The organism is Streptomyces sp. NBC_00250, assembly GCF_036192275.1.
Taxonomy (GTDB): domain Bacteria; phylum Actinomycetota; class Actinomycetes; order Streptomycetales; family Streptomycetaceae; genus Streptomyces.
The window spans coordinates 6,941,816-6,964,775 of record NZ_CP108088.1 but is presented as its reverse complement, the minus strand read 5'-3'; the positions used below and the strand labels follow the sequence as shown (position 1 = coordinate 6,964,775).

Sequence of the window (22,960 nt, the reverse complement as noted above, 5' to 3'; positions counted from 1 at the left end):
ACTGCACAGTAACCACCTGGCCGGCACGAAGACCGACCGGGTGGCCACCGAGAGACCCGGTGGCCCGGTCGAGGCGTCCCGATGTCAGGCCGAGGCGGCTTTCTTGCCCCGTGTCGCTCCGCCGCGTCCACGCAGCGTGACTCCGGACTCGCTGAGCATCCGGTGGACGAATCCGTAGGAGCGGCCCGTTTCCTCGGCCAGCGCCCGGATACTCGCACCGGAGTCGTACTTCTTCTTCAGGTCTGCCGCGAGCTTGTCGCGCGCGGCGCCGGTCACCCGGCTGCCCTTCTTCAGAGTCTCGGCCACCCGTGCCTCCTCATGGGAAGTGCGCTCTGGACTTCTCATGATCACCCCTCCCGTCCGTCCTGGCCACCCATTCGACAAGGTCCATGCCGCCGGGTTTGTGGACGAGCGCACCTTCGTCACGACCGGAAGCTGGAATTCCGCTGGGCCGGAAACACGGCTCCGCACCGTGGGGCACGGGAACCAGCAGGTCAGCGATACAGGGGGAACACACGTACGGCGCGGGCCTGCCGGAAGGATTCGGCAGAGCACCGCGCCGGGGGGTACGAGACGCCCTCACTCAGATGAAGGATCACCCATGAGCCGAATGATCCAGCCCGGAATGATCACTCCGGGCCGCTCGGGGGCCCTCCCGGCGGATTCCGGGGCGCTCCCGGGCCGCCGAGGGGCGCCGCCGGGTCAGGCCAGCGCCACCAGGTCCGCGTAGTCCGGGCCCCACAGGTCCTCGACGCCGTCCGGGAGCAGGATGATCCGCTCCGGCTCCAGCGCGTCGACCGCGCCCTCGTCGTGGGTGACCAGGACGACGGCGCCCTTGTAGGTGCGCAGGGCCCCGAGGATCTCCTCGCGGCTCGCCGGGTCGAGGTTGTTGGTGGGCTCGTCGAGGAGCAGCACGTTCGCCGAGGAGACGACCAGGGTGGCCAGGGCCAGACGGGTCTTCTCGCCGCCGGAGAGGACCCCGGCCGGCTTGTCGACGTCGTCGCCGGAGAAGAGGAAGGAGCCGAGGGTCTTGCGGACCTGGACGAGGTCGAGGTCCGGCGCGGCCGAGCGCATGTTCTCCAGGACGCTGCGCTCGGGGTCGAGCGTCTCGTGCTCCTGGGCGTAGTAGCCGAGCTTGAGGCCGTGGCCCGGGGTCACGTCTCCGGTGTCGGGCTTCTCGGCGCCGGCGAGCAGCCGGAGCAGCGTGGTCTTGCCCGCGCCGTTGAGGCCGAGGATGACGACGCGGGAGCCCTTGTCGATCGCGAGATCCACATCCGTGAAGATTTCGAGCGAGCCGTAGGACTTGGAGAGTCCCTCGGCCGTCAGCGGGGTCTTGCCGCAGGGAGCGGGGTCGGGGAAGCGGAGCTTCGCGACCTTGTCGGAGGCGCGCACCGCCTCCAGGCCGGAGAGCAGTCGCTCGGCGCGCTTGGCCATGTTCTGCGCGGCCACGGTCTTGGTGGCCTTGGCGCGCATCTTGTCGGCCTGCGAGTTGAGGGCGGCGGCCTTCTTCTCGGCGTTCTGGCGCTCGCGCTTGCGGCGCTTCTCGTCGGCCTCGCGCTGCTGCTGGTAGAGCTTCCAGCCCATGTTGTAGACGTCGATCGTGGAGCGGTTGGCGTCCAGATAGAAGACCTTGTTGACCACGGTCTCGACGAGGTCGACGTCGTGAGAGATCACGATGAAGCCGCCGCGGTAGCTCTTCAGGTAGTCGCGCAGCCAGACGATGGAGTCGGCGTCGAGGTGGTTGGTCGGCTCGTCGAGCAGGAGCGTGTCGGCGTCCGAGAAGAGGATCCGGGCGAGCTCGACGCGGCGGCGCTGACCACCGGAGAGGGTGTGCAGCGGCTGGCCGAGGACCCGGTCGGGCAGACCCAGGGCGGCGGCGATGGTGGAGGCCTCGGCCTCGGCCGCGTAACCGCCCTTGGTCAGGAACTCGGTCTCCTGGCGCTCGTACTGCCGCATCGCCTTGTCGCGGGTGGCACCGGCGCCGGTGGCGATGCGCTCCTCGTTCATCCGCATCTTCTTGAGGAGGACGTCGAGGCCGCGGGCGGAGAGGATGCGGTCGCGGGCCAGCACGTCGAGGTCGCCGGTGCGCGGGTCCTGCGGGAGGTAGCCGACCTCGCCGGAGCGGGCGATCTGGCCGGCGGCGGGGACGCCCTCGCCCGCGAGGCACTTGGTGAGGGTGGTCTTGCCCGCTCCGTTGCGACCGACGAGGCCGATGCGGTCGCCCTTGGCGACGCGGAAGGAAGCGGACTCGATGAGGACTCGGGCGCCGGCGCGCAGCTCGATGCCGGAAGCGGTGATCACGGACAGACTCCAGGGCGATGGGAAACGGCGGAAGGACGGCTGGTGAAGGGCTTCGACGCCGCTAATGCACGGGGAGAATGGCCATACGGCCAGTCTAACGGGCCCCTGCAACTGCTTTTAGGCCATGCGGGGCTCCGGAGCCGGATCGGAGCTTTCTCACATCTCCGCCCATGATTCACAAAAGGGGCGAGAGGTATGAGATGAGCCGATACTCGGCGCAGGGCGGCGGCCACTGCCGCGGCAGTGACGCGAAGGGTGGTGGACCGTGCAGTTCGACGACGACGCCGATCTGGACACCTCGGAGGTCAAGGACGTCCGGAACAGCCGCATCCCGGGCGGCAAGGCGACCGTCGGCGGCGGGATCATCGGCCTCATCGCCCTGGTCCTGGGCCTGCTCTTCGGGGTGGGGCCGGACCAGCTCGGACTCTCCTCGGGCGGCGACGAACCGGCGGCCAGCTCCTCCTCGGCGGCCCAGGTGGCCCAGACCTGCAAGAAGGGTTCGGACGCCAACGCCCGTGAGGACTGCCGCATCGTCGCCGTCGTCAACAGTCTCCAGGACTACTGGCGGAGCGAGTACGCGCGCCGGGGCGGCACCTACGGGAGCGCCGCCACCGTGATGTTCAGCCAGCGGGTCCCGACCGCCTGCGGCTCAGCGACCTCGGCGGTGGGGCCCTTCTACTGCCCCGGCGACCGGCAGGTCTATCTGGACCTGGGCTTCTTCGACGAGCTGCGCACCAAGTTCGGGTCGAGCGGCGGGCCGTTCGCCCAGGCGTACGTGGTGGCGCACGAGTACGGCCACCACATCCAGAACCTCATGGGGACCCTGAGCCGCGCCCAGGACGGCCGGACCGGCGCGAACTCCAACGCCGTGCGGGTCGAGCTCCAGGCCGACTGCTACGCGGGCGTGTGGGCCCGGCACGCCACGACCACGCCCGACGACCGGACGGGCCGACCGCTGCTCACGAAGCTGACGGACGAGGACATCCGGGACGGCCTCGACGCGGCGGCCGCGGTGGGCGACGACCGGATCCAGGAGCGGTTCCAGGGCCGGGTGACCCCGGAGAACTGGACCCACGGCTCGGCCGCGCAGCGCCAGCAGTGGTTCTACGAGGGCTACCGGACGGGCGACATGGCCCGGTGCAACACCTTCCGCTGATTGTCGGTGGTGACTGCCAGACTGAGACCCGGGTCACATTCGACTGAATCGAGAGGAAGTGATCGGGATGGCTGAGGCACCCCATATCTGTCCGACGCTGACGTACGAGGACGCGAAGGCGGCGATCACCCTGCTCACGGAGGGCTTCGGCTTCCGTGCGACCGCCGTGTACGAGGCCGAGGACGGGCGCGTCGCGCACGCCGAGCTGTCGTACGGGAACGGCATGGTGATGCTGGGCAGCAAGGGGACGGGCAGCGAGTTCGACAAGCTGATGGCCGACGCCGGCCCGGTCGGCGTGTTCGTGCACGTGGACGACGTCGACGAGCACCACACGCGCGCGGTGGCCCACGGCATCGAGATCGTGATGCCGCCCAAGGACCAGGACTACGGCTCGCGGGACTACACGGCCCGGGACCACGAGGGCAACATCTGGAGCTTCGGGACGTACACCCCCGGCGCCGCGGAGTAGCCGGGCGCCGGGCGGGGGTGCACGCCGCTCGTCACGCTCCCCCGGTGTGGACCTGGAAGGCGGCCCGGCGGACCGCCTTGGCCAGGGCCGGGTCCGGGTGGGCGGCGGCGAGGGCGACCAGGACCTGGACGGTACGGGGGTGGCCCACGGCCCTGATCTCGTCGAGGAGCGCCGGGACGGTGCCCTGCACGGCGGAGTCGAGGTGCCGGACGAGCAGCTCGCTCTCGCCGTGGTCGGCGACCGCGGCGGCCGTGTCCACCCAGAGCCAGGTGGACTCCTCGCGGGTGAGGACCTCCTGGGCGTCGTCGGGGTCGGCACCCTCGTACTCGGCGAGCCAGAGCAGCGCGTACGGCCGCAGGGACGGTTCGGCCACGGTGGCCCGTACCTCGGCCTCGGCGGGGGCGCCGACGACCCGGAGCGCCTCGAAGGCGAGCCCGCGCAGCAGCGCGTCCTCGCCGCGGGCGACGGCCAGCAGTTCGGTCACCGCGCTGGAGAGGGTGCGGGCCGCGAGCCAGGCGCGGTACTCGGCGCGGGCCGGGCCGGGGGTGAGCCGGGCACAGCCGCGGAGCATGTCCTCGGCGGACTGCTCGATGTTGCCCGCGGGACTCTGCGCGGCGACGCAGATCTGCTCCAGCTTGACCCAGACCGCCCAGTTGCCGAGCGGGGTCAAAGTGGCGTGACGCCCCTCCGCGCCGGGGTCCAGGGTGAGCGCGCCGACGGCTGCCAGGCCTTCGAGGGCCCAGTCGAGCAGGGCCGGGAGCCCGTCGGTGCCGTCCGCCTCGGGCGCGTCGGCGGCCTCGGGGGCCTCCTCGCCCACCGGGACCTCGCAGCGCTCCTCGCGCAGCTCCTCGACGCGCTGGCCGAGCAGGTCGAGGAGGGCGGGGACGAGGACCGGGCCCTGGGAGAGCTGAAGCAGCGACAGGACCTGCGGGAGGGCCTCGACGACCTCCGCGACGGCGCTCGGCTCGACCCCCTCGGCGGCCGGGTGCACCAGGGACCAGGCGTCGAAGAGGGCGACCCAGCCGCGCAGCACGGCGGAGTCGTCGCGGTCCCAGGCGTGCAGCCGCCAGCCGGGGCGGGCGGTGTCGCCGTGGAGCTCGACGAGTCCGGCGAGCCGGGCCCGGTCCCAGCCGGCCCGGATCTGGCCGGGCGTCAGGTTCAGTGCGACGGCGGCCCGTTCCTCGGCGGGGACGGCTCCCGGGCCGGTGCGGGGTGCCGCCACGGCACCGCGCTCGACGGCGGCCCAGCGGGCGATCCGTACGGCGTCGGCGAGGACGTGCCGGGCCTGGCGGGCGAGCTCCGCGCGGGGCGGAGTGCCCTCGGGCGGCCGCGGCGCCGGCCGGGTGCGCCGGGTCGTCACGGCCCGTCGGGCGGTGGCCAGCGCCCGCGGGCGGACGAGTCGGAGTCTGGAGTTGCGCGCCAATGGTTCATCGGGCTTTCGAGACGTCACGGGGGCAGTCTTCCCGCTGACGGCCCGAAAGCCCAATCGGAATCGGCCGCCCCGTCCCGACGGGCCCGGGAGCAGGCGCGGAAAGGCCTGCTGAAAGGTCCTGGGCGGTGTCTTGTCGGTCGGGTCGGATCAGGGGGCGGGCGTCTGGTGCATGGGGTCTCCCCGGCCCGCAGGGGCCGAGGGGACGCAGCGCAAGGCGGAGGAGGGGGCATGACGGTGGGTCGTGTCCGGAAAGTCCCGCCTGGCCCTACTTTCCGGACACGACCTAGAGGAGCGGGGTGAGGAAGCGGCGCAGGGCCTCCTCGTAGCGGACCGGGTCGGCGTTCCACATCGACGCGTGCGGGGCGTGCCGCACGGTGTGGAGGGTGACCAGATCGGGGCGGCGGGCGGCGAGTTCGACGGACGGCTCGTAGGGGGCGATGGTGTCGTCGGGCCCGTGGAAGAGGAGGACGGGGACGCGCAGGGCGTCCGGTGCCGAGGCGGCCCGGAGCAGGTCGCCGTGCGGCCCGGTCCGGCCCTGGGCGGCGCGGACGGCGAGCGGGAGCAGGGGGCCGGGGACGTGGCGGGCCGAGGCGAGGTTGCGCAGGGTCGCCTCCCAGTCCAGGACGGGTGAGTCGAGGACGAGGCCGCTGATCCGGTCGCGCACCCCCGACTCGGCGGCGGCGCGCAGGGCCATCGAGGCCCCGGTCCCCCAGCCGTGCAGCACGATCTTCGACGCGCCCCGGTGGACGGCGTAGCGGATGGCGGCGTCGACGTCGCGCCATTCGGAGTCGCCGAGGTGGGCGAGGCCGTCGGGTGAGGCGGGTGCTCCCGCGTCACCGCGGTAGGCGGGGACGAGGACGGGGATCTTGCGGCGGTTGAAGAAGGGGACGACGTTCAGCGGGTGCTCGCGGGTGGTGCCGAGCCCGTGCAGGGCGATCACCCAGGTGGTGCGGGGGGCTGCCACCAGCCACGCCGGCAGGGGGCCGAGCTCGCCGGGGATCTCGACGTCCTCGTGGGCGAGCCCGAGGGCGCTGATCGGCGTGCCGATGTGCAGCTGGGGGGTGAACCGGACGCGGGAGCCGGGACCGATCACCCCGAGCTCGACCCGTTCGAGGCGCCGGACGACGGTGTCGGCGGTGTGCGGGACCCGGTCGAGGACGGGGCCGACGACGGCGTGCTGGCCGTGGCCCTCGATGCCGTACGTACCGGGGCGCAGCGAGGCGAGGCTGCGGGTGAGGGTGATGCGGTCGGGGCCCGTGGCGTGCACGGTGAGTTTGGGATCTCCGGGCAGGGGACGTCCGGACGGCGCCTTGAGGGCGACGTCGCTGGCGTACCGGCCGACCGCGATCGCGGCCGCGCCGACACCGAGCAGGGTGGTGACGGCCGCTGCCGTCGCTGTAGCCGGGCGCACGCTCCCAGTCTCGACAGGGTCCGGGCGGACTGCCACCGGACGGACCCGGACGGCCCCCGGAGGCCCTGCCCGGCGGGAGCCCCCTCGGAAGCGCGACGGGCCCCTCGGGAGAGTGACATGGGTCTCCTCGGCGGGGTCCTCCGTGCGGATGGTTCGGTCCGGGGAGCGGAACCGGGTGCCGGAGGAGAAACCGGGTCAGGTCGCATGTGCCCGGCGATGGCCCGGATTACCCGGGGTTGCGGGGTGACCGCATCGTGGACACCTGCCCGGGACGAGGGCTAAGCGGAATGCCTTGACACCGGATAGGGACACCACGTCGCCCGGCCCAGTTCACCTTCCGTTCACCCAGGTTGCCTACGTTCGGCTTGCCACTGACGTCAAACGATTGCCTGGGTAAATGGAACACATCACGCTGCTGCTCGCCATTGTGGTCGTGACAGCTCTCGTGTTCGATTTCACGAACGGTTTCCACGACACCGCGAACGCGATGGCCACGACCATCTCGACCGGTGCACTCAAGCCGAAGACGGCGGTGGCCATGTCCGCCGTGCTGAACCTCGTCGGCGCGTTCCTGTCCGTGGAGGTCGCCAAGACGATCTCCGGCGGGATCATCAACGAAGAGGGCATTCGTACAGAGGTGATCTTCGCCGCGCTGGTCGGCGCCATCCTCTGGAACCTGCTGACCTGGCTGCTCGGACTGCCGTCCAGCTCCTCCCACGCCCTCTTCGGCGGACTCATCGGCGCAGCGGTCATGTCGGCCGGCTGGTCGGCGGTGAACGGCTCCACCATCGTCACCAAGGTCCTCATCCCGGCCGTCGCCGCGCCGCTCGTCGCCGGCCTCGCCGCGATGCTGGCCACCAAGCTGACGTACCGGATCGGCGCCAAGACCGACGAGAAGCACACCGCCAAGGGCTACCGGGTCGGCCAGATCGCCTCCGCCGGTCTCGTCTCGCTCGCCCACGGCACCAACGACGCCCAGAAGACGATGGGCATCATCACCCTGGCCCTGGTCACCGGCGGCGTCCTCGCCCCCGGCTCCAACCCGCCGATGTGGGTCATCGTCTCCGCCGGCATCGCGATCGCCGCCGGCACCTACCTCGGTGGCTGGCGCATCATCCGCACCATGGGCAAGGGCCTCACCGACCTCCGGCCGCAGCAGGGCTTCGCCGCCCAGACCAGTGCCGCGACGGTCATCCTGGCCTCCTCGCACCTCGGCTTCTCCCTCTCCACCACCCAGTCCTGCTCGGGTGCCGTGATGGGCGCCGGTCTCGGCCGCAAGGGCGGTGTCGTCCGCTGGTCGACCGCGACCCGGATGTTCGTCGCCTGGGGTCTGACCCTGCCCGCCGCGGGCCTGGTCGGCGCCGGTGCCGAGTTCCTCACCAAGCAGGGCCCCTGGGGCATCGCCGCCGTCGCGGTCCTGCTGATCGCCGGCTCGGGTGTCATCTGGTCGCTGTCCCGCCGCAAGCCGGTCGACCACAACAACGTCACCGCCGACGACCTCGACGACGAGCCCGCGGGTGTCGTGACCACCGCCATCGCGGCCGTCACCCCGCCGCCGGCCGCCGGTTCCGTCGCCGCCGTCGCGGACGAGGACCTGAAGACCACCATCCCCGCCCCGGCTCCCACCGACCCGGCCGCGCCCTCCGCCCCCGCCGCAGCGGTGTAAGGAACGAACGACATGAAGATCGACTGGGCAGCTCTCGGCTCCGTCTTCGGAGTCAGCCTCGTGGCGACCGTCGCCCTGGTGGGCCTCTTCACCCTCGGCATCATCGGCCTCTCCAAGCAGGAGCAGGCCGCCGCCCAGGGAGGCTCCGCCACCCTGGCCCGCACCGGCGCCTACGCCTGCTTCGCCCTCTGCCTCTCGGCGGTGGCGTACGGCATCTATCTGATCGTCGTCTGACGGTCCGAACTCACGACGGCCGGGCGGTCCGCACCTTCGGGTACGGACCGCCCGGCCGTCGTATGTTCGGCGCCGTGTTTGTGGTGCTTCGCACAGTGACCCGATGCAGGTCAAGGGTGAGTTGACGGGTGTTCTCGGGCCGTGGTGGACTGCCGAGGCCATTACGGCGGCAGTAGAGGAAGTCCGGTGCGAATCCGGCGCGGTCCCGCCACTGTGACCGGATCCGAAGGGTCCGGGAGTCAGGAACTCTCGCCGCCGGTCACGTCGATCCAGGGCGCGGACCCTGAGTGAGGACATGCGCCATGCCCGGCCGCAGCAGAACCAGCCGCCTTTCCCCGGACGGATTCGCGTACGGAGCGGCCGCGGGTCTCGCCGTCGATCTGCTCGTCGGCGACCCCCGCCGCGGACATCCCGTCGCCGCGTTCGGCCGGGCCGCCGCCGCCGTCGAGGAGCGCCTCCACCACGACCACCGCGGCTGGGGTGCCCTGCACACCGCCGTCTGCGCCGGCTCCGCCGTCGCCCTCGGAGCGCTCGCCACCCGGGCCGTACGCAACCGCCCGGCCGCCTCCGTCGCGCTGACCGCCGCCGCCGTCTGGGCCGTCGTCGGCGGTACGACCCTGGGCCGGGAGGCCCGCGCGATCGGCGGGGCGCTCGCCGCCGGGGACCTGGACGTGGCCCGGGAGCGGCTGCCGCATCTGTGCGGGCGCGACCCGCAGTCCCTGGACGGCCCCGCGATGGCCCGGGCGGTCGTCGAATCGGTCGCCGAGAACACCTCCGACGCCGTGGTCGGCGCCCTCTTCTGGGGCGCGGTCGCGGGCGTACCCGGCCTCGTCGGCTTCCGGGCCGTCAACACCCTCGACGCGATGGTCGGCCACAAGTCCCCGCGCCACCGCCGCTTCGGCTGGGCCTCGGCCCGCCTCGACGACGTGGCCGGCTGGCCCGGCGCCCGGCTGACCGCCGTACTCGCGACCGTCGCCGGCGGGAACCCGCGGGGTGCGCTGAAGGCCTGGCGGGCGGACGCGGGCAAGCATCCCAGCCCCAACGCGGGCCCGGTCGAGGCCTCCTTCGCGGGCGCGCTCGGCGTACGGCTCGGCGGCACCCTGTCGTACGGCGGACGGGTCGAACACCGCCCCGTGCTCAACGGGGACGGCCGGGCCGTCGACGTGGCCGACATCGACCGGGCCGTACGGCTCTCGCGACGGGTCACCGGACTCACTCTGGCCGCCTGCGTGGGCGGCCGCCTGATCATCGGCGCCCTGGGGGCCCGGAAGCGGAGGAACGCATGAGGGGTGGGGGACTGCTCGTCGCCGGGACCACGTCCGACGCCGGCAAGAGCGTCGTGACGGCCGGCATCTGCCGCTGGCTGGTCCGCAAGGGGCTGAAGGTGGCGCCGTTCAAGGGACAGAACATGTCCCTCAACTCCTTCGTCACGAGGGAGGGGGCCGAGATCGGGCGCGCGCAGGCCATGCAGGCGCAGGCGGCGCGGGTGGAACCCACCGCGCTGATGAACCCCGTCCTGCTCAAGCCCGGCAGCGACCGCTCCAGCCAGGTCGTCCTGATGGGCAAGCCGGTCGGCGAGCTGAGCGCCCGGGGCTACCACGGGGGACGGCAGAAGGAGCTCTTCGAGCCGGTGCTGGCCTGCCTGGAGGAGCTGCGGAGCACCTACGACGCCGTGATCTGCGAGGGAGCGGGAAGTCCCGCCGAGATCAACCTGCGGCGCACCGACATCGTGAACATGGGGATCGCGCGGGCCGCGCGGCTGCCCGTCGTCGTGGTCGGCGACATCGACCGGGGCGGGGTCTTCGCCCAGTTCTTCGGGACGACGGCGCTCCTCTCTCCCGAGGACCAGGAGCTGATCGCGGGCTACCTCGTGAACAAGTTCCGCGGCGACGTCACGCTGCTCGAACCCGGGCTCGACATGCTGCACGGGCTGACCGGGCGGCGGACCTTCGGCGTCCTGCCGTACGCCCACGGGCTCGGCATCGACGAGGAGGACGGCCTGCGGGTCTCCCTGCGGGGTGCGGTCCGTGAGTCGGTCGTCGCGCCGCCGGTCGGTGAGGACGTGCTGCGGGTCGCCGTCTGCGCGGTGCCGCTGATGTCCAACTTCACGGACGTGGACGCGCTGGCCGCCGAGCCGGGTGTCGTCGTGCGGTTCGTGGACCGGGCCGAGGAGCTCGTCGACGCGGACCTGGTGGTCGTGCCGGGCACCCGGGGCACCGTGAAGGCGCTGGCCTGGCTGCGGGAGCGGGGCCTCGCCGACGCGCTGGCGCGGCGCGCCGCCGAGGGACGGCCGGTGCTCGGGATCTGTGGCGGCTTCCAGGTGCTCGGTGAGCACATCGAAGACGAGGTCGAGTCCAGGGCGGGGGCCGTCGACGGCCTCGGGCTGCTGCCCGTACGGGTCCGCTTCGCGCCCGAGAAGACCCTCGCCCGGCCGGTCGGCTCGGCGCTCGGGGAGCGGGTGGAGGGGTACGAGATCCACCACGGGGTCGCCGAGGTGCTGGGCGGGGAAGCCTTCCTGGACGGGTGCCGGGTGGGGGCCGTGTGGGGTACGCACTGGCACGGCTCCCTGGAGAGCGACGGGTTCCGGCGGGCGTTCCTGCGCGAGGTCGCGGCGGCTGCGGGGCGGCGGTTCGTACCGGCGCCGGACACGTCGTTCGGGGCGCTGCGGGAGGAACAGCTGGACAAGCTGGGGGATCTGATCGAGGAGCACGCGGACACGGACGCGCTGCTGCGGCTGATCGAGGAGGGGGCTCCTTCGGGGCTGCCGTTCGTGCCGCCGGGCGCGCCGTGAGCGCGGGGCGGCGTGTCGAGAATCCCGCGGGTGGCCCCCGTGGGGCCCTGCTCACCGTTGGCGGCCTCGGGTCGTCGTTCGAACATTCGCGATCTGAAGGAGTGACCAGCCGATGAGTTCCCGGTATCCGTTCACCGCCGTCGTCGGTATGGACGACCTGCGGCTCGCGCTGCTGCTCAATGCCGTCAGTCCGGCCGTGGGCGGTGTGCTCGTGCGGGGTGAGAAGGGGACCGCCAAGTCCACCGCCGTGCGCGCGCTCGCCGAGTTGTTGCCCGCCGTGGCGGTCGTCGCGGGGTGCCGGTTCAGTTGTGATCCGGGCTCGCCCGACCCGGGCTGCCCCGACGGGCCCCACGAGGCCGTCGGCGCGGACACCCGGCCCGCACGCATGGTCGAGCTGCCCGTCGGCGCCTCCGAGGACCGGCTGGTCGGCTCGCTCGACATCGAGAAGGCGCTCTCCGAAGGGGTCAAGGCCTTCGAGCCCGGACTGCTCGCCGCCGCCCATCGGGGCATTCTCTACGTCGACGAGGTCAACCTGCTCAGCGATCACCTCATCGATCATCTGCTCGACGCCGCCGCCATGGGGTCCTCCTACGTCGAGCGCGAAGGCGTCTCCGTCCGACACGCCGCCCGCTTCCTGCTCGTCGGCACCATGAACCCCGAGGAGGGCGAGCTCAGGCCCCAGCTCCTCGACCGGTTCGGACTGACCGTCGAGGTCGCCGCGTCGCGCGACCCGCAGCAGCGCGTCGAGGTCGTCCGTCGGCGGCTCGCCTTCGAGGACGACCCCGCCGCCTTCGCCGACCGCTGGGCCGGGGACGAGGCCGCGCTGCGGGCACGGATCGTCACCGCCCGGGCGTTGCTGCCCCAGGTGACGCTCGGCGACGCCGTCCTGCTCCAGATCGCCGCCACCTGCGCCGCCTTCGAGGTCGACGGCATGCGTGCCGACATCGTCATGGCCCGCACCGCGACCGCGCTCGCCGCCTGGGCCGGCCGCACCGAGGTCACCTCCGAGGACGTACGGCAGGCCGCCCTCCTCGCCCTCCCCCACCGGCGGCGCCGCTCCCCCTTCGACGCCCCCGGCCTCGACGAGGACAAGCTCGACGAGACCCTGGAGGAGTTCAAGGGCCAGGACCAGGAGCCGGACGAGGATCCCGAGCCCGACGGGCCCGGGGACGGCGGTCCCGGTGGGGGTGTTCCGCCGCAGAGCGACGGGCCCGCCGCGGAGAACTCCCCCGCTCCCGAGGAGACTTCCTCGCCCGCGCCGGCTCCCGAATCCGCTCCCGCACCCGCTCCCCAAGGGGCCGGTTCCGGTGAGCGGGCCGCCGTCGCCGCCTCCGAGCCCTTCCGTACGAAGGTGCTCAGCGTCCCCGGGCTCGGCGAGGGTGCGGCCGGACGCCGCTCTCGGGCCCGTACCGAGCACGGCCGTACCACCGGATCCGTACGCCCCCGGGGCGCGCTGACCAAGCTGCACCTGGCCGCCACCGTGCAGGCCGCCGCCCCGCACCAGAAGGCCCGTGGGCGGACCGGGCCGGGCCTGGTCGTCCGCCGGGACGATCTGCGGCAGGCGACCCGGGAGGGACGCGAGGGGAATCTGGTGCTCTTCGCCGTGGACGCCTCCGGTTCCATGGCGGCCCGGCAGCGGATGAGCGCCGTCAAGGGCGCCGTGCTCTCCCTGCTGCTCGACGCCTACCAGCGGCGCGACAAGGTCGGCCTCATCACCTTCCGGGGCCGGGACGCCGAGGTCGCGCTGCCGCCGACCTCGTCCGTGGACGCGGCCGCCGCCCGGCTCGACAAGCTTCCGACCGGCGGCCGTACGCCGCTGTCGGCCGGACTGCTCAAGGCCCACGACGTGCTGCGTATCGAGCGGCTGCGGGACCCCTCGCGCCGCCCGCTGCTCGTCGTCGTGACCGACGGACGGGCGACCGGCGGCGGCGCCGACCCGGTGGCCCTCGCCGCCCGCGCGGCGCGGCTGCACGCCGCCGAGGGCACCGCCTCCGTCGTCGTGGACTGCGAGACCGGACCGGTGCGGCTCGGGCTCGCCCGGGAGCTCGCCCGTGAACTCGGAGGCACCGCCGTCACCCTGGACGAGCTGCGCGCCGACTCGATCGCCGGCCTCGTCAGGGACGTTCAAGGAAACCGTAAGACCACTGCCAGGAGGGCCGCTTAATGCCGCAGGGACAGCCGACCGCCGTACCCGACGACGGTCTCACCACCCGTCAGCGCCGCAACCGCGCACTCGTGATGGTGCACACGGGCGTCGGCAAGGGGAAGTCGACCGCCGCGTTCGGCATGGCGCTGCGCGCCTGGAACCAGGGCTGGCCGATCGGGGTGTTCCAGTTCGTCAAGTCCGCCAAGTGGAAGGTCGGCGAGGAGAACGCCCTCAAGGCGCTCGGCGAGACCGGCAAGGGCGGCACCGTCACCTGGAACAAGATGGGTGAGGGCTGGTCCTGGATCCAGCGCGAGGTCGCCGAGGGCGAGCAGTCCCACGAGGAGAAGGCCCGCGAGGGCTGGGAGCAGGTCAAGCGGGACCTCGCCGAGGAGAAGTACAAGTTCTACGTCCTCGACGAGTTCGCCTACCTGCTGCACTGGGGCTGGATCGACGTCGAGGAGGTCGTCGAGGTGCTGCGCGACCGTCCAGGGCACCAGCACGTCGTCATCACCGGCCGCAACGCGCCGCAGGAGCTCGTCGACTTCGCGGATCTCGTCACCGACATGTCCAAGGTCAAGCACCCGATGGACGCCGGTCAGAAGGGCCAGCGGGGCATCGAGTGGTAGCACGTCTCGTCATCGCCGCGCCCTCCTCGGGCGCGGGCAAGACCACGGTCGCGACCGGTCTGATGGCCGCGTTCTCCGGCCGTGGTCTGGCGGTCTCGCCGCACAAGGTCGGACCGGACTACATCGACCCGGGCTACCACGCGCTCGCGACGGGGCGGCCGGGCCGCAACCTCGACGCGTACATGTGCGGTACGGGGCTGGTCGCGCCGCTCTTCGAGCACGGGGCCCGCGGCTGCGACCTGGCGGTCGTCGAAGGTGTGATGGGCCTGTACGACGGGGCCGCCGACCAGGGCGAACTCGCCTCCACCGCACAGGTGTCGAAGCTCCTCAAGGCACCGGTGGTGCTCGTCGTCGACGCGTCGTCGCAGTCGCGGTCGGTGGCGGCGCTGGTGCACGGGTTCGCTTCGTGGGACCCGGAGGTGCGGATCGGGGGCGTGATCCTCAACAAGGTCGCGACGGATCGGCACGAGCATCTGTTGCGGGAGGCGCTCGGGGAGTCCGGGGTTCCCGTGCTCGGCGTCCTGCGACGGGCCCCTGCTGTTGCGACTCCCTCGCGGCATCTGGGGCTTGTGCCGGTCGCCGAGCGGCAGGCCGCAGCCGTGGAGGCGGTTGCCGCGCAGGCGGAGCAGGTCCTCCGAGGGTGCGACCTCGATGCGCTTCTGGCCCTCGCGCGCAGCGCGCCGGAACTGCACGCCGAGGCCTGGTCGCCGGAGGTTGTCGGGCGGCTGCGCGCCGGTGGTCCCGTGGCGCCCACCCTCCCCCGGACCGCGTCCGGGGGGACCCCCACCGCCCTCGCCCTGCGGAACGACGGCCCGCCACGGCCGGTCATCGCCGTTGCCGGGGGCGCGGCGTTCACGTTCTCGTACGCCGAGCACGCCGAGTTGTTGACCGCTGCCGGGGCCGAGGTCGTGACCTTCGATCCGCTTCGGGACGAGGCGTTGCCCGAGGGAACTTCCGGGCTCGTCATAGGTGGCGGTTTCCCCGAGATGTACGGGGCCGAGCTGTCCGCCAACGAGCCGCTCCGTAAGGCCGTCGCCGCGCTCGCCGCCTCCGGGGCTCCGATCGCCGCCGAGTGCGCCGGGCTGCTGTACCTCGCGCGGTCGCTCGACGGCACCCCCATGTGCGGGGTACTCGACGCCGAGGCGCGGATGTCGTCGAGGCTCACCCTCGGCTACCGGGACGCCGTCGCCGTGAGCGACAGTGTGCTCGCGCCCGCCGGGGCGCGGATGCGGGGGCACGAGTTCCACCGCACCGTCATCGAGCCGGGCGCCGGGGCGCAGGCCGCCTGGGGGCTTCGGCAGCCCGAGCGGCGCGTGGAGGGCTTCGTGCAGCAGGGGGTGCACGCCAGTTATGTGCACACGCACTGGGCAGGTGCCCCCGAGGTGGCCGCTCGGTTCGTCGAGCGCTGCGCGGGCGGTCCGGTCGCGTGAGTTCAGCCGCCGGAGACGCCCACCACGAACCAGATGAAGCCGACGCCCGCCACCGTGCACAGCAGGGTGGAGCGGGCGGGGTGTTCGTGGTGGGCCTCCGGCAGGATCTCGGCGGCGGCCAGGTAGAGCAGGGCGCCGCCGAAGAAGCCCAGATAGCTGCCGAGGAGTTCCTCCGGAAGGGTGAACAGCAGGGTGGAGGCCGCGCCGACCAGCGGGGCGACCGCGTCCGCGACGAGCATCGCCAGGGCCTTGCTGCGGGCGTTCCCGTAGAGGCTCGTGATCGTGTACGTGTTGAAGCCGTCGGCGAAGTCGTGGGTGATGACGGCGAGGGCGACGGTGGCGCCCATGCCGCCGCCGACCTGGAAGGCGGCGCCGAGCGCGATGCCGTCCATGAGGCTGTGACCGACCATCGCGGCGGCCGCCGTCATGCCGACCTGGGGGACCCGCTCGTCGGCGGCGACCCCGTGCGCCGCCCGGCGTACGGCGAGGAGTCGCTCCACGACGTGGGCGAGGAGGAAGCCGCCGACGAACAGCAGCAGCGCCTCCGGGACTCCGAAGACCTCGTCGCCCGCGGCCTCCATGGCCTCGGGCAGCAGGTCGAGTCCGACGACGCCGAGCATGAGTCCGCCGGCGAGGCCGAGGACGAGGTGACGCCGGTCGGTGACGCGTCCCGCGACCCAGCCGCCGAAGAGCGTCATGAGGAACGCGCCGAGCGCGACGACTACAGCCATGGGCCTTTGGTATCGGATGGGGTGGCGTCCGCGCACCTCGGCGTCGGTGCGCGGTCGGGGGTCCCGGTGGACGAGGTGCTCGCCCTGATCGAGGCGGTTCTGCGGGAGGCGGGTCTGAGGCGCGCGGACGTCCGGTCGCTGGCCACGCTCGACGCGCGGGCGGCGGAGCCGGGGATCACGGGGGCGGCGGAGGAGCTCGGCGTCCCGGTGCGGGGGTTCACTGCGGCGGAGCTTGCGGCCGTGCCCGTACCGCATCCGTCGGCGCTGCCGTTGGCCGCGACGGGCACGGCGTCGGTGGCGGAGGCGGCGGCGCTGCTCGCCGCCGCGGCGGCAGGCGGGGGAACGGCGGCGGGAGGTGCCGGGCCGACGGGAGGTACGGGGGGCTTACTCCTCGTACCGAAGCGGAAAACCCGGCGCGTAACGTGCGCTCTCGCCACTTCCGTCCCGGTTCGTCCGAACGAAGATGCCCCAGGCGTACGGTTGTTGCGCCGAACTCACGGGTACATCGCTGGCGAGCCTGGCTCACCCCCCACCATCCCCACCCCCCACACGACGGCGGCCATGGACATGCACCTGCATACCGACGCCCACGACCTGCGCCACCACGGTGACGCCGAGGTCCGGGACGAGAAACTCATCGACCTGGCGGTCAACGTCCGGACGAACACCCCACCGGACTGGCTCCGGAGGCGGATCGCCGACTCCCTGACCGGACTCGCCGCCTACCCCGACGGCCGGGCCGCGCGGGCGGCCGTCGCCGAGCGGCACGACCTGCCCTCGAACCGGGTGCTGCTCACGGCCGGCGCGGCGGAGGCCTTCGTGCTGATCGCGCGGGCGCTGCCGGTGCGGCGGCCCGTCGTCGTGCATCCGCAGTTCACCGAGCCGGAGGCGGCGCTGTCCGACGTCGGCCACGAGGTGGGCCGGGTGCTGCTGCGCGAGGAGGACGGTTTCCGGCTGGATCCGGCGGCGGTTCCCGAGGACGCGGACCTGGTGGTGATCGGGAACCCCACGAACCCGACCTCCGTGCTGCACCCCGCCGACTCGATCGCCGCGCTCGCGAGACCGGGGCGGACCCTGGTGGTGGACGAGGCCTTCATCGACGCGGTGCCGGGCGAGCGCGAGTCGCTGGCCGGGCGGACCGACGTGCCGGGGCTCGTGGTGCTGCGCAGCCTCACCAAGACCTGGGGGCTCGCCGGTCTGCGGATCGGGTACGTGCTGGCCGAGCCGGAGACGATCGCGGCGCTCGAACGGAGCCAGCCGCTGTGGCCGGTGTCGACGCCCGCCCTGGTGGCGGCGGAGGCGTGCATGTCGCGGGCGGCGCTCGCGGAGGCCGAGCACGCGGCGCACCGGATCGGGGTGGAGCGGGCCCATCTGCTCGCCGGCCTCGCCGAGTTCGACGAGGTGCGGACGGTGGAGGGGTCGGAGGGGCCCTTCGTGCTGCTGCGGATCGACGGGGCGGACGCGATCCGGGAGCGGCTGCGGTCGCTGGGCTTCGCGGCCCGCCGGGGCGACACCTTCCCGGGGCTCGACCGGAACTGGCTGCGGATCGCGGTCCGGGACCGGGTGACGACGAACCGCTTCCTCCAGGCCCTCGACCAGGCCCTGTTGATGGGCGGCTGAGCCCGGCGGGCGCACAGGGGTCCGGGGAGGGCGACGTCGTCACCGTCGCCCTCCCCGGACCCGTGCTTCCCCCCTTCGAGGCTCCCCCCGGAGCCTCCCGCGCCCCCGCGCGGCCCCCTCGGACCGTCAGCCTCGGGAGCGGGCGCGCGAGCGGGTCAGCGCGAGGGCGCCGCCGCCGGCCACGAGGAGCGCGAGCGCCCCGCCCGCGATGTACGGGGTGGTGGAGCTGCCGCCGGTCTCGGCGAGGTTCTGGGTGGGCGTGGTGCCACCGTTGTTGGTCTTGATGCCGCCGGCGTCGCTCGGCTTCACCGAGGGCTCCTGCGTGGGCTGCTCCGAGGGCCGCTCGCTGGGCTCCTGGGTGGGCTGCTCGGTCGGCTTCTCGGTGGGCCGCTCCGTGGGCTTCTCCGTCGGGGCCGTGCCCTCGGGGGTCTCGCAGGTGGCCTCGGCGAGCGTCACGGTGCCGTTGACCTCGGCGACGCCGAGCTTCAGCGGGTCGACCTCCACCTTGAGTTCGAGGGCGGTCGCCGCCGCCGTACGGGAGGTGGTGGACGTGCGGGAGAGGTCGAGGGTCACCTTGCCGATGCCCGGGACACTGACCTGGGTGCGGCCGCCGGTGGAGAGGGTCGTCCTCTTGCCGAAGACGGTGACGTGGCCGAGGACGTTGGACTCGGCGACCGGCTTCCTGCCCACCTCGCACAGCGCCTTGGAGGTCACCTTCTCGACCTCGATGAGGGAGAGCAGCGGGATTCCGGGGACGTGGACCTGGGCCTTGACGAGGTTCACGTACCCCTCGGCCTTCTTCTCGTCGACGGTGGCCGTCGAGGTGGCGACGTCGGCGGCGAGGATGTCGATCGGCTTGCCCTCCTCGGCCCCCTGCACCTTCACGGAGAGCGCGGTCTCGCTCTCGGTCTGCGGCGCCCTGACCTCGTTGAGCGAGGCCCGCACCGGCACGTCGACCGTCTTGCCGAGGAGCGAGACGTCGAGGCCGGTCCGCAGGACGACGGCGGTGGCGCGCCCTTCGCCGCCCGTGGCGTGCGCCGCGGGGGCCGCGAGGAGGACCGGGCCGACGGTCAGGGCGGCGACGGTCGCGGCGGCCGCGGTGCGGCGCACGGGCATGCGGAAGGTGTTGCTGTTCAAGATGGTGGAACCCCCACAAGAGACACGGCGTCGCCGGCCGCTCACCACGGGGACGGTGGGTCGGCGCGGCCTCGGCGACTTGAGACACCGGAATCTTTACGCACGGAGAGTGAACCGGCAGTCGCCTGACGTGAGTTCACTCCAAAGGGGGGTTTCCGTGTTCATTTTCGATTTTTCTAGACACAACCGTTCCCGGGTGTCCCGCGTCTTTCGCACGCGCGGGTACACAAGGGAACGGTGTGAACGATCCACTCCGCGGCGAAGTAACGGATCGTCAACCCGGCGCGGTCAGCCGGCGCGCCAGTACCCGAGGGCGTGGACGCGCTCCTTGGGGAGGGCGAGCTCCTTGCGCGCGTACGTGGCGAGGGTGCGGGTGGTCGTGGTGTCGCAGGCGATCCAGACGTACGGGTCCGAGTCGGCGAGTCCGGGAAGCTCGGCCTTCACGCGGGCGACGAGATCGGCTCCGTCGTTCCGGCGCGGCACCCGGCGCAGCTCGTGGTGCTCGGGGTCGAGCCGGACGGGCAGCTCCTCGTCGGAGGCGTGCTGGGTCTCGAACCAGACGGTGGCCGGGACGCCCGGGAGCGCGTCGAGCAGGGAGTTGACGGCGGGCAGGGAGGCCGGGTCGCCGACCACGAGGAGCCGTCCGGGGCGCGGCTCCGGCGCCTCGAAGCCGGTGCCCTGGAGGGTGGCCTCCACGGTGTCGCCGGGGGTGCAGGCGCGGGCCCAGCGGCTGGCGACTCCGTCGTGGAGGGCGAACTCCAGGCTGAAGGTGCCGGCCTCCCGGTCGGGGTCGACCAGGGTGTACGCGCGCTGGTGCGGCTTGCCCGCGTTCTCGAACCAGATGCGCACCCACATCGTCGGGTGGACTCCGGCGGCGGCGAGCAGTCCGCCGTCCGTGAAGTGCACCCTGCGGTAGTCCTCGGTGACCTGCTCGGCCCCCGTCACGGTGAACGTGAAGTCCTTGCCCCGCATCAGCTTGAGAACGGCACCCTGCCAGCCGTGACCCACCGCAATCCCCTCCCCTGAACTCCTGTAGATTAATTTAGGTCAGCCTAACCTAAGAAATTCGCAGAAGACATGGCCGAAGACCATGTCGGGTACATGGACGGGATCGGGGTCTGCGTGAGCATCGAGGTCTACCGGGACGCCTGGGGCGTCCCCCATCTGCGCGCCGCGGACCCGGACGAACTCGCCTTCGCCCAGGGCCGGGTCACCGCCCGCGACCGGGCCTGGCAGCTGGAGGTCGAGCGGCACCGGGCCCAGGGCACCACGGCCGCCTTCCTCGGCGCCGCCGAGCTCGGCTGGGACACCTTCGCCCGGCGGTCCCGGCTCGCCGACACCGCCCGCCGCTGCTTCGAGCGGCTCGAACGCGACGACGCGCCGACCGCCGCCTGGGTACGCGCGTACGTGGACGGGGTCAACGACGGCCTGGCGGAAGGGGCCGGACGCGCACCCGAGTTCGAGCGGACCGGCCTCACGCCCGGCCGGTGGGAGCCGTGGACCCCGCTCGCCGTCTGGCTGACCACCCACATCCTGTTCGCCGGCTTCCCCACCAAGCTGTGGCGCGAGGAGGTCGCCCGGCGGCTCGGCGAGGAGTGGACGGAGCTCTTCGCGACCGACGGGCCGGGGACCTCCGGCTCCAACGGCTGGCTGATCGCGGGCGAGCGGACCGCGAGCGGGGCCGCCCTGGTGGCCGGCGACCCGCACCGGTTCATCGAGGCGCCGGGCGTCTACCAGCAGATCCGGCTCGCCTGCCCCTCGTACGACGTGGTGGGCATCGCCGTGCCCGGCATCCCCGGTCTCGCCCACTTCGGCCACACCGGGCCGGTCGCCTGGGCGATCACCAACGCGATGGCCGACTACCAGGACCTCTACCGGGAGCGGCTGCGGCGGCTCCCGGACGGCGGGGTGGAGGCGTACGGCCCCGAGGGCCCGCGCCCGGCGACCACGCACACGGAGACGATCGAGGTCGCGGGCGGGGAGCCGGTCGTCGTCGAGGTGATCGAGACGGACCGGGGTCCGGTGATCATCGGGGTGGACGACGAGCCCGTGAGCGAGCCGGGGACCGGGCCGGGGAGCGAGTCCGCCGGATGGGAGGCCGTCAGCCTTCGGTACCCGCCGCGCGTCACCGGAGAGCTCGGTTTCGGCGTCCTGCCCGCGCTGCTGCGCGCCCGGACCGTCGCCGATGTGGACGCGGCCCTCGACGGCTGGATCGAGCCGGTGAACGTCGTCCTGGCCGCCGACACCCAGGGCGGTCTGCTGCACCGGGTCGCCGGCCACGTCCCCGTCCGGAACCGGGCCAACTCGCTGCGCGTCGTGCCCGCCTGGGACCCGGCCCACGCGTGGGAGGCCGCTCCGGCGCCGCTGCCCCGCGCCGAGGTCGACGGCCACGCCGTGATGGCCAACGCCCGTGGCCTGGCCGGACCGCTGGGGATCGAGTTCGCCCCGCCGCACCGGGCGGCGCGGATCGGCACGCTCCTCGACGCTTCGGCGGACTGGACCCCGGAGACCGTCGCCGCCGTCCACCGCGACACCGACAACCCCTCGGCGGCCCGCCTCCTCGCGGCGGTGGCACGCGTGGGCGACGCCGGGGTCGGCACCGTCCTCTCCCCCGCCGCCTGCGCCGTACGGGACCGGCTGCTCGCCTGGGACCGGCGGATGGACGCGGACAGCACCGACGCCGGCCTGTACGCCGCCGTGCGCGGGGCCGTGGTGCGGCGCCTCGCCGCCCACGAGGCCTTCGCGGCGCTGCGCGAACCCGCCCCGTACCCCGAGGTGTTCCGGCCCTGGCTGGCCCTCGGACCGCGCGTCGCCTACGCCCTGGAGACCCTGCTCGTGGCCGGGCCCGTGCCCGCCGGGGACGTCGACCGGATCGTGCGCGAGGCGCTCGACGAGGTCGGTACCGGTGAACCGCCGGCCGCCTGGGGAGTGACGCACCGGCTCGCGCCCTGGCAGGCGCTGCCCGACGCCGACGACGCGCAGTGGCCCGGGCTCGGCGGGGACCACGACTGCGTGCTCTCCACCTCCAGCGTGCCCGGGTGGACCGACCGCAGCGCCCGCGCCTCCGCCGCCCGTTACGTCTGGGACCTCGCCGACCGCGAACGCAGCGGCTGGATCGTGCCGTTCGGCGCCTCCGGCGTCCCCGGCGACCCGCACCACCGCGATCAGCTTCCGCTGTGGCTGAGGGGCGAGCTCGCCCCCGTCACCACCGACTGGCAGTACCTCACCAAGGAGCAGGGATGACCACCGCAACCGCCGCCCACGTCCAGAGGATCGAGGGCTTCGGCACCGTCACGGTCCGGCCCGTCGAACCCGAGCGCGACGCGCCGGTCCTGCACGCCTGGGTCAACGAGGAGCGGTCCCGCTTCTGGGGCATGGTCGGCACGACCGTCGAGCAGGTCCGGGACGTCTACGCGCACCTCGACTCGCTCACCACCCACCACGGCTTCCTGGTGAGCCTGGACGACGAGCCGATCGCCCTCCTGCAGACGTACGACCCCGAGGCGGACCGCGTCAGCGAGTGCTACGAGGTGGAGCCCGGGGACATCGGCGCCCACTTCCTGATCGCGCCGAACGCGGCCCCGCAGCCCGGCTTCACCGGCACGCTCCTGTCCGTGCTCATCGCCTTCACGCTGCGGGACCACACCCGTGTGGTCGTGGAGCCGGACGCCTCCAACGAGAAGGCGATCGCCCGCATGGTGCGGGCCGGTTTCGAGCTGGGCCCGGAGGTCGTGCTGCCCGAGGTGGACCTGCCGGAGGTCTTCATCCCGGAGAAGAAGGCCCGGCTCGCCTTCCTGCACCGGCGCTAGG

The 22,960-nt window shown here is 73.1% G+C and carries 19 protein-coding genes and 1 riboswitch; of the genes, 12 read left to right on the top strand and 7 right to left on the bottom strand.

What is annotated here, in order from left to right:
• Positions 1 to 84: 84 nt before the first annotated feature.
• Both OG259_RS31510 and OG259_RS31505 read right to left on the bottom strand, forming a co-directional pair.
• Entirely contained in the window at positions 85 to 306 is a 222-nt protein-coding gene (locus OG259_RS31510) for a helix-turn-helix domain-containing protein (RefSeq protein WP_006123601.1), read from the bottom strand.
• Positions 307 to 702: 396 nt separating this feature from the next.
• Positions 703 to 2,301: an ABC-F family ATP-binding cassette domain-containing protein gene (locus OG259_RS31505; RefSeq protein WP_328945336.1), complete on the bottom strand. Its 1,599-nt coding sequence runs from the start codon at positions 2,299 to 2,301 to the stop codon at positions 703 to 705.
• Positions 2,302 to 2,566: 265 nt separating this feature from the next.
• Between OG259_RS31505 and ypfJ the strand changes: the two genes are divergently transcribed.
• The gene (ypfJ, locus tag OG259_RS31500) at positions 2,567 to 3,457 is read left to right on the top strand and encodes a KPN_02809 family neutral zinc metallopeptidase (protein ID WP_328945335.1); all 891 of its coding nucleotides are present in this window, start codon (positions 2,567 to 2,569) and stop codon (positions 3,455 to 3,457) included.
• Between the two features lie 67 nt (positions 3,458 to 3,524).
• Positions 3,525 to 3,926 carry a VOC family protein gene (locus tag OG259_RS31495; RefSeq protein WP_328945334.1) on the top strand — a complete coding sequence of 134 codons (402 nt, stop codon included), beginning with the start codon at positions 3,525 to 3,527 and terminating at the stop codon, positions 3,924 to 3,926.
• Between the two features lie 31 nt (positions 3,927 to 3,957).
• Here the strand turns inward: OG259_RS31495 and OG259_RS31490 are convergent, their stop codons facing one another.
• Entirely contained in the window at positions 3,958 to 5,376 is a 1,419-nt protein-coding gene (locus OG259_RS31490) for a hypothetical protein (RefSeq protein ID WP_443052052.1), read from the bottom strand.
• Between the two features lie 265 nt (positions 5,377 to 5,641).
• Positions 5,642 to 6,769, bottom strand: a complete 1,128-nt coding sequence (locus OG259_RS31485) for an alpha/beta hydrolase (RefSeq protein ID WP_328945333.1) — start codon at positions 6,767 to 6,769, stop codon at positions 5,642 to 5,644.
• Between the two features lie 397 nt (positions 6,770 to 7,166).
• Here OG259_RS31485 and OG259_RS31480 point away from each other — a divergent pair, with 397 nt between their 5' ends.
• From OG259_RS31480 to OG259_RS31450, 7 genes are all read left to right on the top strand, one after another.
• The gene (locus tag OG259_RS31480; protein WP_266890426.1) at positions 7,167 to 8,435 is read left to right on the top strand and encodes an inorganic phosphate transporter; all 1,269 of its coding nucleotides are present in this window, start codon (positions 7,167 to 7,169) and stop codon (positions 8,433 to 8,435) included.
• A gap of 12 nt (positions 8,436 to 8,447) precedes the next feature.
• Positions 8,448 to 8,669 carry a hypothetical protein gene (locus OG259_RS31475; RefSeq protein WP_266890427.1) on the top strand — a complete coding sequence of 74 codons (222 nt, stop codon included), beginning with the start codon at positions 8,448 to 8,450 and terminating at the stop codon, positions 8,667 to 8,669.
• A 128-nt stretch (positions 8,670 to 8,797) separates the two neighbouring features.
• A riboswitch (cobalamin riboswitch) is annotated at positions 8,798 to 8,937 on the top strand.
• Positions 8,938 to 8,971: 34 nt separating this feature from the next.
• Positions 8,972 to 9,955, top strand: coding sequence for a cobalamin biosynthesis protein (locus OG259_RS31470; protein ID WP_328945332.1), 984 nt, complete (start codon positions 8,972 to 8,974; stop codon positions 9,953 to 9,955).
• Positions 9,952 to 11,460 (top strand): cobyric acid synthase, encoded by a 1,509-nt coding sequence (locus OG259_RS31465; RefSeq protein WP_328945331.1) that lies wholly within the window; start codon positions 9,952 to 9,954, stop codon positions 11,458 to 11,460. Before OG259_RS31470 ends, OG259_RS31465 begins: the two co-directional genes overlap by 4 nt.
• A gap of 112 nt (positions 11,461 to 11,572) precedes the next feature.
• A complete protein-coding gene (locus OG259_RS31460) occupies positions 11,573 to 13,624 on the top strand; it encodes a putative cobaltochelatase (protein WP_328945330.1) in 2,052 nt (683 codons plus the stop codon).
• Positions 13,624 to 14,232 (top strand): cob(I)yrinic acid a,c-diamide adenosyltransferase, encoded by a 609-nt coding sequence (cobO, locus tag OG259_RS31455; RefSeq protein WP_328945329.1) that lies wholly within the window; start codon positions 13,624 to 13,626, stop codon positions 14,230 to 14,232. The genes OG259_RS31460 and cobO overlap by 1 nt, the downstream gene beginning before the upstream one ends.
• A complete protein-coding gene (locus tag OG259_RS31450) occupies positions 14,226 to 15,662 on the top strand; it encodes a cobyrinate a,c-diamide synthase (protein WP_328945328.1) in 1,437 nt (478 codons plus the stop codon). Before cobO ends, OG259_RS31450 begins: the two co-directional genes overlap by 7 nt.
• A 2-nt stretch (positions 15,663 to 15,664) precedes the next feature.
• Here OG259_RS31450 and OG259_RS31445 read toward each other — a convergent pair whose 3' ends face one another.
• Entirely contained in the window at positions 15,665 to 16,393 is a 729-nt protein-coding gene (locus OG259_RS31445; RefSeq protein WP_328945327.1) for a ZIP family metal transporter, read from the bottom strand.
• Positions 16,394 to 16,399: 6 nt separating this feature from the next.
• Between OG259_RS31445 and cobC the strand changes: the two genes are divergently transcribed.
• Positions 16,400 to 18,013, top strand: coding sequence for an Rv2231c family pyridoxal phosphate-dependent protein CobC (cobC, locus tag OG259_RS31440; RefSeq protein ID WP_443052051.1), 1,614 nt, complete (start codon positions 16,400 to 16,402; stop codon positions 18,011 to 18,013).
• 126 nt (positions 18,014 to 18,139) lie between these two features.
• Here cobC and OG259_RS31435 read toward each other — a convergent pair whose 3' ends face one another.
• A complete protein-coding gene (locus tag OG259_RS31435) occupies positions 18,140 to 19,150 on the bottom strand; it encodes an SCO1860 family LAETG-anchored protein (RefSeq protein ID WP_328945325.1) in 1,011 nt (336 codons plus the stop codon).
• Positions 19,151 to 19,438: 288 nt separating this feature from the next.
• Entirely contained in the window at positions 19,439 to 20,158 is a 720-nt protein-coding gene (locus OG259_RS31430; RefSeq protein WP_328945324.1) for a siderophore-interacting protein, read from the bottom strand.
• 69 nt (positions 20,159 to 20,227) lie between these two features.
• On the opposite strand from OG259_RS31430, the gene OG259_RS31425 reads away from it, so the two are divergent.
• Both OG259_RS31425 and OG259_RS31420 read left to right on the top strand, forming a co-directional pair.
• Positions 20,228 to 22,393 (top strand): penicillin acylase family protein, encoded by a 2,166-nt coding sequence (locus OG259_RS31425; protein ID WP_443052050.1) that lies wholly within the window; start codon positions 20,228 to 20,230, stop codon positions 22,391 to 22,393.
• Positions 22,390 to 22,959: a GNAT family N-acetyltransferase gene (locus OG259_RS31420; RefSeq protein ID WP_328945323.1), complete on the top strand. Its 570-nt coding sequence runs from the start codon at positions 22,390 to 22,392 to the stop codon at positions 22,957 to 22,959. The genes OG259_RS31425 and OG259_RS31420 overlap by 4 nt, the downstream gene beginning before the upstream one ends.
• The last annotated feature ends 1 nt before the right edge of the window (position 22,960 follow it).